The organism is Paenibacillus sp. J22R3 (genome assembly GCF_056269305.1).
Genome location: NZ_JBWDNS010000006.1, coordinates 313,970 through 327,657, shown reverse-complemented (window position 1 = coordinate 327,657; position 13,688 = coordinate 313,970). Strand labels below are relative to the sequence as shown.

Genomic DNA, 13,688 nt, shown 5'->3' with positions numbered 1-13,688 from the left:
AGGATGGATGCGAGTGATGGCCAGAGCTAAAGGTCAAGCCAAGGTGGTCAAACGCGAGAACCAGGTCTATTCCAGCCGGGTAGTCCGCTCGGAGTTTGGAAAGTATTGGAGAACCTCGCTAACCGGAAGCGGATATGTCGTGTATACGGCCACCCGAAAGGATGCGAAGGTAACCGTGCTGCTGAGTACCGGCGCTTCCAAATTGCTTGTTTTCCCTAGTGGCGGCAAGGTTTTGGTAGGCGGCGGGGGAGTGAGTCATTACAGTAAACCCCATGTGGCGATCGATCTTTAATGACAGAATAGCTTAACAATTTTTGTAAAGGTTTCCCTCTTATAGGGAGCCTTTTTTTTGTCAACAATTATTGGGGTGGGCACCTGAGGCGACATACGGCCCTAAATCAGGTAGAATAGAGGAATACCATGGAACGGGAGCTGTAACGATGTCTAACGAAGAAATGATTTTGACTAAAGAGGGCTTTGCTAAATTGCAGGAGGAGCTTGACGACCTCAAGTACGTGAAACGCAAGGAGCTGGCCGAACGGATTAAGCTTGCCATTAGTTACGGGGACCTGAAAGAGAACAGCGAATATCATTCCGCGAAGAATGATCAATCATTCTTAGAAACACGCGTCATCATCTTAGAGAAAATGCTCAATACGGCCCGCATCGTGGAGACTGACCCGAATAATTCAGGTTCGGTTCAAATCGGCTCGAGCGTCATCTTGAACGATGTGGAGTTCAACGAACGGATTGAATATCAAATCGTAGCTCCGGCGGAAGCGGATGTACAGGACAACAAAATTTCCTACGAGAGCCCGCTTGGCAAAGAGCTGCTGGGCAAAACGGTTGGCAGCCGGATCAATGTAAATGCACCGATGGGCGTTATCGTGTATGAGCTGCTTGAGGTCAAAGCGCTCTAATTCTATATTTCGTAAAGCCGCCGGCGATGCTGCATTGTCATTAAGTTACTTATCTTAATGAAATTGCAGCATCGCCGGCGGCTTTTTTCGTGTTTGCTGTAGGATCCCCGGCATCTCTCCCGAACGGAAAACCGCGCAATCGCGGAAGGCCATCGCCTTCCATGGCAAGCGTACAGGCCGCCTTGCTCGTCTGTGAATACAATGTGGTGTATTCCAAAACAAGGAAGGAGATAATACCTTGAAACGTAATTATCCACACATGGGCCAAGTTGCCGGTGCAAACATGGGTCCAAACATGGGGCCGAATATGGGACCTAACATGGTGGCAGGCGCAAACGACCAATTCTGTCCAGACTGCCCTACACAAACCATCTATGATCCTCCGGTTACGCAATACGAGAACGTCTTCCATCCGCAGCTTGTAAACGTTGTTCACGCCGTAGAAGTTGTAAAGCAGCATCACTGCTGCCCTGTATATCAACACTGCTACACGTATTCCGAGAAAGATGTCATGGTTTCGAGCGTGAAACGCGGCAAACGCACAAAAACATCCTCCAAAAAACGCACCAGAAAATAGTTTCTTTCTAACAAACAATGACCCGCACAGGGACACTTTAAAAAGAAGTGTTTCCTGCTGCGGGTCATTTGTTTGAATCGCGCAGTTAGAGGATGTCGTGATCCTCTATAAGATAATGCCCCATTCGAAGTGCTGCTTCCGCATTACCTGTTCTTGCGTAATAATGAAACAATTGCTGTTCTGACCGTCTGATGAGATACACATAGCCGAATTTGCGAAAGACCGGCAGCGCCTCGTCGTTCATATACTGGTAGTACTCCGCCTCTTTGCCATTGATCAGGAGGAGCAGCATCGTGAAGAGTAAGATGAAGACTTGATCCTTTAAAGCCTTAGCGCCTGTCAGGCCCGCCTGGGCCAGCCGCTCCAGCTCTTCCGCTTGCAGCAGACCTCCCATGAAACAGCTCCGAAGATAGCCTTCTAACGACAGCAAATAAGGAAGCGTTCGAGGATTCTTAAGCTCCATGGATTGTTTGTAGAAGCCGCTCGACTTCTTGAATTCCTTACGACGCAAATACTCATAGGCTAAATTATGTATGACTTTGGCTTTTCGGTCCGGCGCATTGCACATATCGCAGCTCTGAATTAAATTCTCGAACCGTGCGATCACTTCTTTAAAATCATGCTGCGGATCATCCTGCACTTGAATGAGCATCAGCATCTCCGCATCGATGACACGGAGGAAGCAGTTCATCTCTTTGAAGAAATTCCGTGCTTTCTCTGCGTAGAAGTAGGCCATGACCTCAGACCTCATCGTATGATAGGCCATAGCCAAATGGTGGAAATACTCCGGGTTATTATATTCCTTATCGTTAATGGTCTTGAGCGTTGCGACGGCCTCTACATGATTCTGCTTGGATATATGATAGATGCCTTCTACATGCTTCAGGAGGTTGCTTTCGAAGTCAGGCAGCCGCTCCGCTGTTTTGCGAATGCGATTGATGATGCGCAGCGCCATCTCCACCTCATTCTTAAGCAGCAGGTACTTCGCTTGAAGCAGCAAATAAAGCTTTTCATACTCGGAGATTCGCAGAAGCGCTTCCTGCTCGAGCTCCGCCTTGATAATTTCCATGTCCGCGGATAACTGCTTCACGATGGCATCATGCCAGTCGTACAGCCTTTTCTTGATGTTGCTGAACTTCGCCAGCTCGCAATCCATGCTGATGCCAAGCCGCACGCACAGCAGGTCAAGCACTTCTTGGGAGTAGTCGGTAATGCCCCGTTCGATTTTGCTGATATGGGTGTCCGAGCAGATGCCAAGTCCCAATTGATCTTGTGTCAATTCTGCTCGTTCGCGGTAGAATTTGATGATTTTCCCTTCATGCACTGGGATGAACCCCCTGCTGTCACAATTTCATGGTAAGGCTATTGTACCAAAACAACGGCATCGAGGTAAAATTAGGATATACTAGTAACATCCCAATGATTCGGCGAAGGAGCAATTATGCAAGTAAACCCTTTTCACACGTATCCATTAAGCGAGGAAATCGTTCGTGCACTAGATCATCTTGGTTATACGGAGCCGACACCGGTTCAGAGCAAAGTCATCCCGGAGGTGCTCGCGCAGCGCGACCTCACCGTTCGATCCCAGACCGGAAGCGGCAAAACGGCCGCCTTCGGCATTCCGATCTGCGAGCTCGTGGAATGGGAGGAGAACAGACCGCAGGCGCTTGTGCTCACGCCAACGCGTGAGCTGGCGGGGCAGGTCAAAGAGGATCTGATTAATATCGGCAGATTCAAGCGCATTAAGGCGGTTGCCATTTATGGCAAGCAGCCGTTCGCCCAGCAGAAGCTGGAGCTGCAGCAGAAGGTCCATATCGTCGCGGGTACGCCCGGGCGCGTGCTGGATCATATCAACCGCGGGACTCTGGATGTTGATCGGCTGCGTTACCTGGTCATCGATGAAGCGGATGAGATGCTTAACCGCGGATTTATCGAGCAGGTGGAGTCCATCATCAAAGAGTTGCCCAAGGACCGAGTCACGCTGCTGTTCTCCGCAACGCTGCCGCCGGACGTGGAGCAGCTGTGCCATCGACATATGAAGGACCCTGTTGATATCGAGATCGAAACGGCAGGCATTACGACGGATCGGATTGCTCACACGCTCTACATCGTGAAGGACGAGAGAAAGCCGGAGCTGCTGAAAGCAGTCACTACGATCCAAAATCCGGACAGCTGCATGATTTTCTGCCGCACGCAGGAAGCAGTTGACCAGGTCAGCCGTATGCTAAGACAAAGCGGATATCCCTGTGACAAAATCCACGGAGGCATGGAGCAAAATGATCGTTTCAGCGTCATGCATGCCTTCCGCAGGCGGGAGTTCCGCTACCTAGTGGCAACCGATCTGGCGGCCCGCGGGATCGATATCGAGAATATTACGCATGTCATCAACTATGACCTGCCGATGGACAAAGAGAACTTCGTACATCGTACGGGCCGCACCGGGCGCGCAGGACAGAGCGGTATCGCAATTACGTTCGCTACGCCGAGTGAGGGCAGATACCTCGACGATATTCAAGGCTATATCGGCTTCGAGCTGCCGCGGGCAGATCCGCCAAGTGCAGCACAGGTTGCTGAAGCTAAGGAAGCCTTCGAAGAGAAGCTTAGCGCAATGGATGCGCCGCGCCTCGATAAACGAGAGCTGCTGAGTCAGGATATTACGAAGCTGTATTTTGGCGGCGGGAAGAAGAAGAAGCTGCGGACAGTGGACTTTGTCGGGACGATCGCGAAGCTGGAAGGGATGACTGCAGCAGATATCGGCATTATTACGATTGAGGATAGCGCGACCTTCGTGGAGATTTTGAACGGCAAAGGTTCCCTTGTCCTGCGGGCGATGAAGAACACGACCGTGAAAGGGAAGCTGCTTAAAGTACATATTGCGAACAAGTGAGGCTCGCTGAAGAATTGGAGCTTTGCTGATCCGGATATGTGGCGTGAAAGGCCGGCGTAGGCAACTCATCGGCCCGATCACGTACGTCGCCTGCGGCTACGGCCGCTGCGGCCGCCTCATGTTCAGCAATGTTTTATGAATCCAGATGGCAGCTTGTGCGCCTTCGCCCATTGCGATGGACACCTGCTCGGCATGTACGGCGACGTCACCGGCTGCCCAGACGCCGGGGATACTGGTCATTTTGCTTCGCGAATCGGTCCAGATATGGCTGTTCTCGTGCAGCTTGGCGCCTAGCTGACGGGCGAGCGAGGATCTCACCTCATTGCCGCCATAAGCGAGAAACGCGCGATCTGCCTCGATGTGGGTGCCATCCTGCAAGATGACGCCCTGCAGATTGCCATCGCTATCGGCATTGATGCTCAGGTGCTCCGCTCTCCGATAAGCGATCGAAGCGGATGCCAGCTGCTCTTGCAAGGGGGCGCTTGTTGTCTGCGACTCCGGTGCTTGGTCGATATAGAGCAGCTTGTCCGTCCATGTGCGCAAAGTGAGCGCCATGCGGGCACCTGCGTCGCCGGCTCCGAGCACGAGCGTGCTGCGATTCCTTATCTCGTATCCGTCACAATCCGGGCAGACGAATACGGTGAGTCCCAGACATGGCCGCAGCTCCGGATAATCCGGCAGCCGATCCATGACGCCTGTAGCAATCAGCAACGTCCGCGATTGGTAAGTCGCGCTCCCGGTCTTGCTGCCGTGAAGCTCAAACAAGCTGGCGGAGATGCTGCGAGCTTCGAGAATGGTATCCGTTATGACTGGGATGCCATAATCGGCCGCCTGCGCAAGACCTGCCTGTCGAAGAGTATAGCCGGATACACCACCTGGATATCCCAGCAGATTTCGATAGCTGCGGCAGATCTTGGAGCGTCCATCATCGGAATCGATGACGAGCACGTCGTGCATCGCATACCGCCCGAGCTGAATAGCCGCCTGCAGTCCGGCGATTCCGCCGCCGATGATGATGCAGTCATAAATCATCAGGGCACCTCCTAAAGTTCGTAAGAATTAATGGAACGACTTGTGCCTATCTTTCGTAGTACCGTTATTGATACAATAAGACTGAGAATAGCAGCGTAGAGAGAGGACTAAACAACCTAATGATAGAAGCAGAGCAAGGCCATTGGCGTAAGGAAATTGCAGCATTTGAACGACCGAAGCTCAAGAACAGTATTTGGCAAATCATCAATACGATCGGACCTGTAGTGCTGTTATGGCTCGCTGCTTACCTCTGCTTATCCATCTCCCCTTGGTTGACAGTCGGTGTTTCAATTATCGCAGGCGGATTTCTCGTTCGGACTTTTATTATTTTCCATGATTGCTGTCACAAGTCATTTTTCAAAAATCGTAAAGCCAATGATATCGTCGGCACCATTACGGGCATCATGACTTATGTCCCTTATATGCAATGGAAGCAAAGCCACACAGTCCATCATGCGACTTGCGGCAACCTCGATCGTCGAGGTACGGGAGATATTTGGACGCTGACAGTTGACGAATATTTGAGCGCTTCACCGCTGCGCCGACTCGTGTATCGGTTGTATCGCAATCCATTTATTATGTTTACGATTGGCCCGATTTACATCTTCTTGATCGATTATCGTTTCAATCGCAAACGGGCGAGCACGAAAGAGCGGATAAACACGTATATCACGAATGCCGGAATTGTAGCTGTAGCTGCCCTGCTTTGCTGGGCTGTTGGCTGGCAGGCATTTCTTCTGATTCAGGGTACGATCTTCTTTATCTCAAGTATTGCGGGGATTTGGTTGTTTTATGTGCAGCATCAATTCGAGGAGTCGTATTATGAGGCGGATGCCGAATGGGACTTCGTGAAGGCCGCCATGCATGGCAGCTCTTATTATAAATTGCCGCGTATTCTGCACTGGATCACGGGCAACATCGGGTTCCATCATATCCACCATTTAAGCCCTCGGATTCCAAACTATAACTTGGAAGCGGTTCATGAGACGAACCCGCGTATGCAGGATGTTAGAACGATTACGATTCTTACGAGCTTGAGCTCGCTTAATTTCCGTTTGTGGCATGAGCCCAGCAAGAGATTAATCGGGTTTCGCGATATGAAGCGGCTTATGCAGATTGCGAAGACAACTACTGCTACTGCCGCTGCTGAATTATAATCGAAATAGAGATGGGTCGCTCTCCAAGCTTAGGTTGGAGGGCGATTGTTTGTTTATAGGTGGGATTGCGGTGAAATACATCGTAATAAATTCGGGACCAATTAGGGAGGCTGCGGTTGTTATGATTAAACTAAAAGACGGGGCGCTGACGCTGTTTGAGAGTGCGCTGTATAAAACGATGTCGGCCGTCATTGAGACCGAGGATGCCATTATTATCGTCGACCCGTGCTGGCTGCCTCATGAGGTAGAAGAGATCAAGCAATATGCCGAAGAGGTGGCAGGTGGAAGACCGAAATATGTGTTGTTCACGCACTCGGATTACGATCATATTATCGGATACGGGGCTTTTCCGGATGCGCAAGTGATTGCATCTGCTGCGCTGGCGGATAAGAATGCGGCTGAGAAGGATGCTATTCTCGAGCAAATTCGGGACTTCGAGGACAGCTACTATTTGGAGCGTGACTATGAGATCGCTTATCCGGTTGTGCAGCACCGAGCGGAGTACGATGGTCAGGTGTTGCGGCTGGCCGGCGAAACGAAGCTGACTTTCTATCTGTCGCCGGGGCACAATGATGATGGCATGTACACGGTGGTGGAGCCGCTTGGGCTGCTGCTTGCCGGTGATTATTGGTCGGATATTGAGTTTCCTTATATCTATTTCAGCAGCACATTGTACGAAGCGAGCATCCGCAAGCTGGATACGATCTTGGCTGCACATTCCATCGTGCGGTTGATCCCGGGTCACGGGAACTCGACCATGGATGTGGAGGAGATGAAACGCCGTCAAACGGCGGATTTTGCATACATAGCGGCGATGCGGGAAGCCGTCGCTGCAGGAGATCAGGCCGCTATCGATGCGCTGATTGAAGGCTGCCTGTTCCCTCGCAATTTGCGCAAGTTCCATCTGGGCAATCAGCAATTGTTGGAGCGGGAGCTTGGGGCTGGGGGAAGGGGTAGCAATCTGGGTAACCCAGCCACCTAATACCCAGCAACATAGCATTAAAGCAGCTCAACAACGCAACACTCGGCAGCCCAGCAATAAGTAGCTCAACAGCTCCATACCCGGTAAACTCAGCAATAAGTAGCTCAACAACACCATAACCGGTAACCCGGCAATAAGTAGCTCAACAAGGCCATACTGGGAAACTGGGAAACCCAGTAATAGTAGCTCAACAGCTCCATACCCGGTAAACTCAGTAATAACTAGCTCAACAACACCATAACCGGTAACCCAGCAATAAAATAGCTCAACAACGCAACACCCCGGCAACTCGGACCCCAATGCTCGCTTGTGGCAAGCTGCTACGGGTCGGTTTTGAAATGCTGCATTTCATGCAACATTTTTTACGGAAATGAGGTCTCATTGAGGGAATGTTGCGCTATATGCAACATTTTCTTCTCCGAGCGCCTCATTGCTGCTATAAGAGTTAATATGTTGCATAATCTGCAACATTGGGACGTTTGAGGCCACTTAGAGGGGTGGAATGCTGCATTTTCTGCAACATTTCCTGAGTGGACTCTAGCCACTTTATGAAAATGATCATGCAAAACAAGAGCTGCCCCAAAAGTCGGATACTTTTGGGGCAGCTCTTGTTTTTGTGAGTTTAGAGGCGAAGCTTGGCTAGGTCGAATGTCGGCACAAGGCCTTCTTCGGCAGCTCGTCCGAGGAGTGCTTCGACGGCGGCATAGCCGCTTTCGCCGAGGCTCGCCGAGTAGTCGTTGACATACAGCGCGATGTGCTGCTTGGCAACGTCCGGCGACATCTCCTGCGCATGCTGCATGACATAAGCAGCAGACTCTTCAGGATGTTCCCAGGCGTATTCGACCGAGGCACGGATCCACGATGTGAGCGATGCTGCATCGAGGGAACGGCGGACGATAATGGCGCCGAGCGGAATAGGCAGACCGGTATCGGATTCCCACCAGCTGCCAAGGTCAGCCATCATGTTGAGACCGTAGTTCTGATAGGTGAAGCGGGCTTCATGGATGACGAGACCCGCGTCGATGGAGCCGTCTCTGACCGCGGGCATGATTTCATGGAAGGGCATGACGACGATTTCCATATTACCGTCAGGGACAAGCTGTGCCGCCCACAGACGGAAGAGCAGGTAAGCAGTCGAGCGATCGCTTGGCACGGCAATTCGTTTGCCTGCGAGCGCAGCCGGATTGCCTGCTTCGCCTTTGGTCAGCACGAGTGGACCGCATCCGCGGCCTAGTGCGCCGCCGCAAGGCAGCAGAGCGTAATCATCGAGCACCCATGGCAGTGCGGCGTAGGAGATTTTGAGTATCTCGGGACCGGCGCCTTTCGCCGCCCAATTGTTCGTAATATCGATATCCGCGTAGGTCACATCAAACTCCGGTGCCCCCGGAATCAATCCGTGCACCAAGGCGTGGAATACAAAGGTATCGTTCGGACATGGAGAGAACGCTATATTCATTGTCATTGGAGCACCTCCTTTAGAATTGCGCTGCCGCGCTCAAGCGCTTGAAGCGCGTCGCCGATGCGCCACGCTTCGCGGTCACGCGGGCCGACCGCGTTCGAGATCGCGCGCAGCTCCAGCACCGGCACGCCGAAGTGCCGGGCTGCGCTTGCCACGCCGAAGCCTTCCATCGCTTCGGCTGCGGCTTCCGGCACTCGCCGCACATGCTCCGCCGCTGTGGCGGCAGTGCCTGTTGCCGTTGTCACGGTGAGCACCGGCCCCGTGACAACCGGCAGACCGGCCGCGCTAAGCGCCGCGGCCAAAGCGCTCGCGCTGCGCGCGCAGACCCCGGAGCGGGATGAGCCGAAACCGAGCTCATCTACGCTGGCGAAGCCGCCCGGGGTCTCGACGCCTAGGTCGGCGGCGATGATCTCGCTCGCGACCACAAGCGAGCCGAGCGCGGCCCGCCCGGCGAAGCCGCCGGCGATGCCTGCGCTGACGACCAGGCGGTACCCGCCCGTGGTCGCGCCGGCGCTGCTCTTGCCAGCGAAGCCGGCCGCCGACTCGGCGGCGCTTGCGCCATCGCCGAAGCTCGCCGAGCCGGCTGAGCTCCCGCTTTCAGCGCCACGCGCGCTCCCTGCAGCAGCGTCCGCGCTGGCCGCTCGGCCGCCAGCCTCAGCGGAACTCGCTCCACCGGCGTCTATGCTCGCCGGAATGGAGCTCCCGCTTTCAGCGCCACGCGCGCTCCCTGCAGCAGCGTCCGCGCTAGCCGCTCGGCCGCCAGCCTCGGCGGAACTCGCTCCACCGGCGTCTATGCTCGCCGGAATGGAGCTCGCAGTCGCGGCGCTATCCTCGGCAATGCTCGTCCGCGCCGTACCCGCGCCGCCACCCAGCGCCAGCGTCGCCGCCGTTACGGCTGCGGCCGCCGACGGGCCAACACCCGCGGCGATCACGTGAAACTGCGCCGCCTCCGGGCCGAGCCCGCGCAGCACGGCGTCTCGCTCGGCATCGACAGCCGTCACAATTAAAATGCGACGAGCATCTTCCTCTATCTTTTCCCTATATATTTCATTGCTCCCACTGCTCCCACTGCTCCCATTGCTTGGCATCACCATGAACATCCCCTTACTCACGCTGAAACGGTATAGACCGAACGTTACTGTAGAGGTATTGTATCATTTTTTCGGAGGATATCCTAAGCGAGGGGGTTCCGCTTTAGTTGGGCCAACTTGAGACGAGCACGCGTTAAGAGTAAGCTAGAGGTTGAATCCATGGCGAGGTGACAGACAACAATATGAAAGCATTAGTTTTCCATACATTCGGAGGGCCGGAGGTGCTGACCCTTCAAAATATCCCGGAGCCGGCGCTTCAGGAAGGCACTATAAAAGTTCGCACACAAGCGATCGGTCTCAATTATGCGGATATCTATCGGCGGCGCGGTAACTACCATCTGGTCGGTGAGCCGCCTTACATACTGGGTTATGAGGGAGCTGGCGTGGTCGAGGAGGTTGCTTCTGATGTGGAGGGCATTCAAGTCGGAGACCGCGTCGGGTTCGCGGATGTACCGCATGCGAATGCGGAGCTTGTCCTTGTGCCTGCTGACCGAGTCATCAAGCTTCCGGAAGGCATCAGCTACGAGGCAGCCGCAGCCGTACTGCTGCAAGGGCTGACGGCGCAATATCTTGTGAACGACAGCTACGTGGTGAAACAAGGTGATAAGGTGCTTGTTCACGCAGCGGCAGGTGGTGTTGGTCAGCTGCTCATTCAATTATGCAAGGCTAGAGGAGCTCAGGTCGTCGGCTTGACATCCAGCCCGGAGAAACGTGATGCAGCGCTCGAGGCAGGGGCCGACGAGGTGTTCCTGTATAACACAGATTGGGTGAGTGACGTGTTAAAATGGTCTTCGTCTGCAGGCTTCAATGTGGCTTACGATTCCGTAGGTTCTACGTTGATGGACAGCTTTAAAGCGGTTCGGATCAAAGGTACGGTCGTTTTCTTCGGAATGGCAGGAGGCGATCCGGCACCGGTTGATCCGCGGATGCTGATGGATACGAGCAAAACCCTAACCGGCGGCGATCTCTGGAACCACATCACATCAGCCGAAGAACGCAGCAGGCGCGGTAGAACGTTGTTTGCGGATATGCTGGAGGGCAGGCTTCGCCTATCGGAGCCCACAACATTCCCGCTTGCCGATGGCGCTGAGGCCCATCGCTATCTGGAGAGCCGTGCGAGTACGGGCAAAATTTTGCTGATTCCCTAACTGTGATGATACAATGGTTTTACCACAATTACCCGACTAGGAGTTGACCCCACATGAGTGAAGAAATCAACATGCAAGAGATGGTTCAGTTCATCGCCGGTAAAACAAAAGCTGCACCGAGCAGCATCGAGCAAGTGCTGCAGCATGAGCAGACGTTTATCAACAACGCGCAAGAAGATAAGAATGGCGAAGTGAATATCGACAGCGACGAGCTGGTGGATTATATTTTGAGCCGGCCGGGGCTGAAGCTGGACGAGCTGACGGTGGAAACGATTTTGGACGTTGAGATGGAATATTTGATGGATAAAGGCATTGCCGGCTATATCGACTAAAGGTATCTAAACGAGGCTGAGGCCCATGACTCTTGCTTAAGAGTTGTGGGCTTCTTTGTTGTGCGCGGAAAATCGCAGAGCGCCGTTTCCTCTTCCATTCGGACTGCACATACATAGTACTAGATTGATAGAAAGATAGTGGAACAGTCCATGAAGGAGGATCGTATGCCTCATACCGCGCTGGCTCGATTATTTAAAGACATGTATGTCGTTCTTGAAGAGGCTAACCAGAGAAAAATCCCTTTTGAACAAGTCATATACGAATGGAAAAGAAAAGCCGCCCATCCGCTCGCACTGCCTCATGCCGAGCCTGTTACTTCCCCTTTTCATCCCCCGGTACAAGCTTCACGCTCTGTACTCGCATCCCGAATTGCCATTATTGGAGGCGGCCTCGCTGGTCTGACATGCGCATATCGGCTGGAGCAGGCAGGCTTCACACCGGTAGTGTTCGAGGCTGATCATAAAAAGATTCCCGGCCGCGTGGACACCCGGCGCGGCGCTTTTGACGATGGGCAGTCGATTGAGCGCGGCGGTATGCTGATTGATACCGGTCATGTTGCGTTGCGCGGGCTGATTGAGGAGCTTGGGCTTGCGCTGAATGATTTGCTGGCTGCTGAGGTGGGGGGTACGGAGCCTTGCTATTACTTTGACGGCGCGCCTTACACGCTGGCGGACGCGACGCGAGACTTCCAGGCGGTAGTGCCGAAGCTGAATGCGGACTTGAAGGCGGCCGGATTTCCGACAATGTATAACCAATATACGCCGCGGGGGCTTGAGCTCGACCGGATGTCGGTGGTGGATTGGATTGAAGAAAGTGTGCCCGGCGGCAAGCTTTCGAAGTTTGGGAAGCTGATCGATATTGCCTGCAACATCGAGTACGGGGCGGAGTCCTCGCAGCAAAGCGCCTTGAATTTCCTGTATCTGCACGATTACATCCCGGAAGGGGAGAAGTTTAGCGTGTTCGGCGTGTCGGATGAGCGGTACCATGTGCGCGGGGGGAACGATCAAATCGCGCATCGGCTGATGGACAGGCTTGCGCCGGGCACCTTGCAGCGCGGCTGCCGGTTAATCGCGATTGCGGAGGCGGCAGATGGCAGCTACCGGCTGACCCTGCAGGATCGGAGCGGTACGCATGAGGTGGCAGCGGAGCATGTGGTGCTCACGATCCCGTTCTCGATACTGCGCAGTTCCGTGGATTACAGCAAGGCGGGGTTTCGGCCGCTCAAGCTTGCAGCGATCGAAGAGCTCGGCATGGGGGCAAACAGCAAGCTTCATGTACAATTCACCGACCGCCACTGGACTTCGACCGGCTGTAACGGCGACACCATCACAGACGGCGGGTATCAAAATACATTCGATGTCACCCGCGGTCAGCCAGGTAAATCGGGTATTCTGGTTGCGTACACTGGGGGTAATGTGGCAGAGGGGATGAACCTCGGCTCGCTGCCGGAGCGAGCGCAGCAGTTCCTGCATCAGTTGGAGGCGGTGATACCCGGTATGACACAGCGCTGGAACGGCAAGGTGACGCGCGACTACTGGCCGGGCAATCCCTTCTCGCTCGGTTCGTACGCTTACCGCAAGGTGGGGCAGTACACCAAGTTTACGGGCATCGAAGGGGAGCGCGAGGGCAGCAAAGGCGCCTGCCATTTTGCCGGAGAACACACCTCCGTCGTCTTCCAAGGCTACATGAACGGCGCCGTCGAAACCGGCCAGCGCGCCGCAGAGGAGATCATGGAAGCGCTGCGGGCGGCGGACGAGAGCGAAGAGTAGCATCCAGAACCACACATCCGCGCGCAAGCGGTGGCAACGAGCAAAGAGTAGCCCCCAGAACCACACATCCGCCGAAAGTCGGCGGGAACGAGTAAAGAGTAGTACCCAGAACCACACATCCGCCGAAAGTCGGCGCGAACGAGTAAAGAGTAGTACCCAGAACCACACATCCTCCGAAAAGTGGTGGCAACGAGCAAGAGTAGCACGCAGAGCAACTAAAGAAGCTAACCTAGAGGTCCACATGGCTGAGAAATTAGCGAAATTAGCTCAAGAAGCCCACCTAGAGGTCCACATGGCTGCGAAAGCACTCATTCCGTCACAAGAAGCCCACCT

General features: G+C 54.0%; 13 protein-coding genes. 9 read left to right on the top strand and 4 right to left on the bottom strand.

Features of this window, described 5'->3' with window-relative positions:
• The first annotated feature begins 16 nt into the window (after positions 1–16).
• The 3 genes from AC0YN4_RS24990 to AC0YN4_RS24980 all read left to right on the top strand — a co-directional run bounded on the left by AC0YN4_RS24990 (position 17) and on the right by AC0YN4_RS24980 (position 1,497).
• Entirely contained in the window at positions 17–292 is a 276-nt protein-coding gene (locus AC0YN4_RS24990; RefSeq protein WP_475783167.1) for a hypothetical protein, read from the top strand.
• Between the two features lie 148 nt (positions 293–440).
• On the top strand, positions 441–920 hold the full coding sequence (gene greA / locus AC0YN4_RS24985) for a transcription elongation factor GreA (protein ID WP_475783166.1): 480 nt from the start codon (positions 441–443) through the stop codon (positions 918–920).
• A 238-nt stretch (positions 921–1,158) separates the two neighbouring features.
• Positions 1,159–1,497: a hypothetical protein gene (locus tag AC0YN4_RS24980; RefSeq protein ID WP_090980272.1), complete on the top strand. Its 339-nt coding sequence runs from the start codon at positions 1,159–1,161 to the stop codon at positions 1,495–1,497.
• An 85-nt stretch (positions 1,498–1,582) separates the two neighbouring features.
• Here AC0YN4_RS24980 and AC0YN4_RS24975 read toward each other — a convergent pair whose 3' ends face one another.
• Positions 1,583–2,821 (bottom strand): helix-turn-helix domain-containing protein, encoded by a 1,239-nt coding sequence (locus AC0YN4_RS24975; RefSeq protein WP_475783165.1) that lies wholly within the window; start codon positions 2,819–2,821, stop codon positions 1,583–1,585.
• Positions 2,822–2,938: 117 nt separating this feature from the next.
• On the opposite strand from AC0YN4_RS24975, the gene AC0YN4_RS24970 reads away from it, so the two are divergent.
• On the top strand, positions 2,939–4,384 hold the full coding sequence (locus AC0YN4_RS24970; RefSeq protein ID WP_475837058.1) for a DEAD/DEAH box helicase: 1,446 nt from the start codon (positions 2,939–2,941) through the stop codon (positions 4,382–4,384).
• Positions 4,385–4,480: 96 nt separating this feature from the next.
• Here the strand turns inward: AC0YN4_RS24970 and AC0YN4_RS24965 are convergent, their stop codons facing one another.
• Entirely contained in the window at positions 4,481–5,416 is a 936-nt protein-coding gene (locus tag AC0YN4_RS24965; RefSeq protein WP_475783163.1) for an NAD(P)/FAD-dependent oxidoreductase, read from the bottom strand.
• 119 nt (positions 5,417–5,535) lie between these two features.
• On the opposite strand from AC0YN4_RS24965, the gene desA reads away from it, so the two are divergent.
• Together desA and AC0YN4_RS24955 are read left to right on the top strand one after the other, a co-directional pair.
• Positions 5,536–6,573, top strand: a complete 1,038-nt coding sequence (gene desA, locus AC0YN4_RS24960; RefSeq protein WP_475783162.1) for a Delta(5) desaturase DesA — start codon at positions 5,536–5,538, stop codon at positions 6,571–6,573.
• A gap of 121 nt (positions 6,574–6,694) precedes the next feature.
• Positions 6,695–7,555, top strand: a complete 861-nt coding sequence (locus AC0YN4_RS24955; protein ID WP_475783161.1) for an MBL fold metallo-hydrolase — start codon at positions 6,695–6,697, stop codon at positions 7,553–7,555.
• Positions 7,556–8,177: 622 nt separating this feature from the next.
• On the opposite strand, the gene AC0YN4_RS24950 is transcribed toward AC0YN4_RS24955, so the two are convergent.
• Together AC0YN4_RS24950 and AC0YN4_RS24945 are read right to left on the bottom strand one after the other, a co-directional pair.
• On the bottom strand, positions 8,178–9,011 hold the full coding sequence (locus AC0YN4_RS24950; RefSeq protein ID WP_475783326.1) for a 1,4-dihydroxy-6-naphthoate synthase: 834 nt from the start codon (positions 9,009–9,011) through the stop codon (positions 8,178–8,180).
• 2 nt (positions 9,012–9,013) lie between these two features.
• Positions 9,014–9,709 carry a futalosine hydrolase gene (locus tag AC0YN4_RS24945; protein ID WP_475783325.1) on the bottom strand — a complete coding sequence of 232 codons (696 nt, stop codon included), beginning with the start codon at positions 9,707–9,709 and terminating at the stop codon, positions 9,014–9,016.
• Positions 9,710–10,287: 578 nt separating this feature from the next.
• Here AC0YN4_RS24945 and AC0YN4_RS24940 point away from each other — a divergent pair.
• The 3 genes from AC0YN4_RS24940 (at position 10,288) to AC0YN4_RS24930 (ending at position 13,355) form a co-directional block, all read left to right on the top strand.
• Entirely contained in the window at positions 10,288–11,253 is a 966-nt protein-coding gene (locus AC0YN4_RS24940) for a quinone oxidoreductase family protein (protein WP_475783160.1), read from the top strand.
• A gap of 53 nt (positions 11,254–11,306) precedes the next feature.
• Entirely contained in the window at positions 11,307–11,585 is a 279-nt protein-coding gene (locus tag AC0YN4_RS24935) for a hypothetical protein (RefSeq protein ID WP_090980258.1), read from the top strand.
• A 150-nt stretch (positions 11,586–11,735) separates the two neighbouring features.
• Positions 11,736–13,355, top strand: a complete 1,620-nt coding sequence (locus AC0YN4_RS24930) for a flavin monoamine oxidase family protein (RefSeq protein ID WP_475837057.1) — start codon at positions 11,736–11,738, stop codon at positions 13,353–13,355.
• Positions 13,356–13,688: the final 333 nt, after the last annotated feature.

Excerpts from the sequence above, each read along its gene's own strand:
- AC0YN4_RS24950 (WP_475783326.1), bottom strand. The coding sequence starts at position 9,011 with ATGAATATAGCGTTCTCTCCATGTCCGAACGATACCTTTGTATTCCAC.
- greA (WP_475783166.1), top strand. The coding sequence starts at position 441 with ATGTCTAACGAAGAAATGATTTTGACTAAAGAGGGCTTTGCTAAATTG.
- AC0YN4_RS24940 (WP_475783160.1), top strand. The coding sequence starts at position 10,288 with ATGAAAGCATTAGTTTTCCATACATTCGGAGGGCCGGAGGTGCTGACC.
- AC0YN4_RS24990 (WP_475783167.1), top strand. The coding sequence starts at position 17 with ATGGCCAGAGCTAAAGGTCAAGCCAAGGTGGTCAAACGCGAGAACCAG.
- AC0YN4_RS24955 (WP_475783161.1), top strand. The coding sequence starts at position 6,695 with ATGATTAAACTAAAAGACGGGGCGCTGACGCTGTTTGAGAGTGCGCTG.
- desA (WP_475783162.1), top strand. The coding sequence starts at position 5,536 with ATGATAGAAGCAGAGCAAGGCCATTGGCGTAAGGAAATTGCAGCATTT.
- AC0YN4_RS24970 (WP_475837058.1), top strand. The coding sequence starts at position 2,939 with ATGCAAGTAAACCCTTTTCACACGTATCCATTAAGCGAGGAAATCGTT.
- AC0YN4_RS24935 (WP_090980258.1), top strand. The coding sequence starts at position 11,307 with ATGAGTGAAGAAATCAACATGCAAGAGATGGTTCAGTTCATCGCCGGT.
- AC0YN4_RS24965 (WP_475783163.1), bottom strand. The coding sequence starts at position 5,416 with ATGATTTATGACTGCATCATCATCGGCGGCGGAATCGCCGGACTGCAG.
- AC0YN4_RS24930 (WP_475837057.1), top strand. The coding sequence starts at position 11,736 with ATGAAGGAGGATCGTATGCCTCATACCGCGCTGGCTCGATTATTTAAA.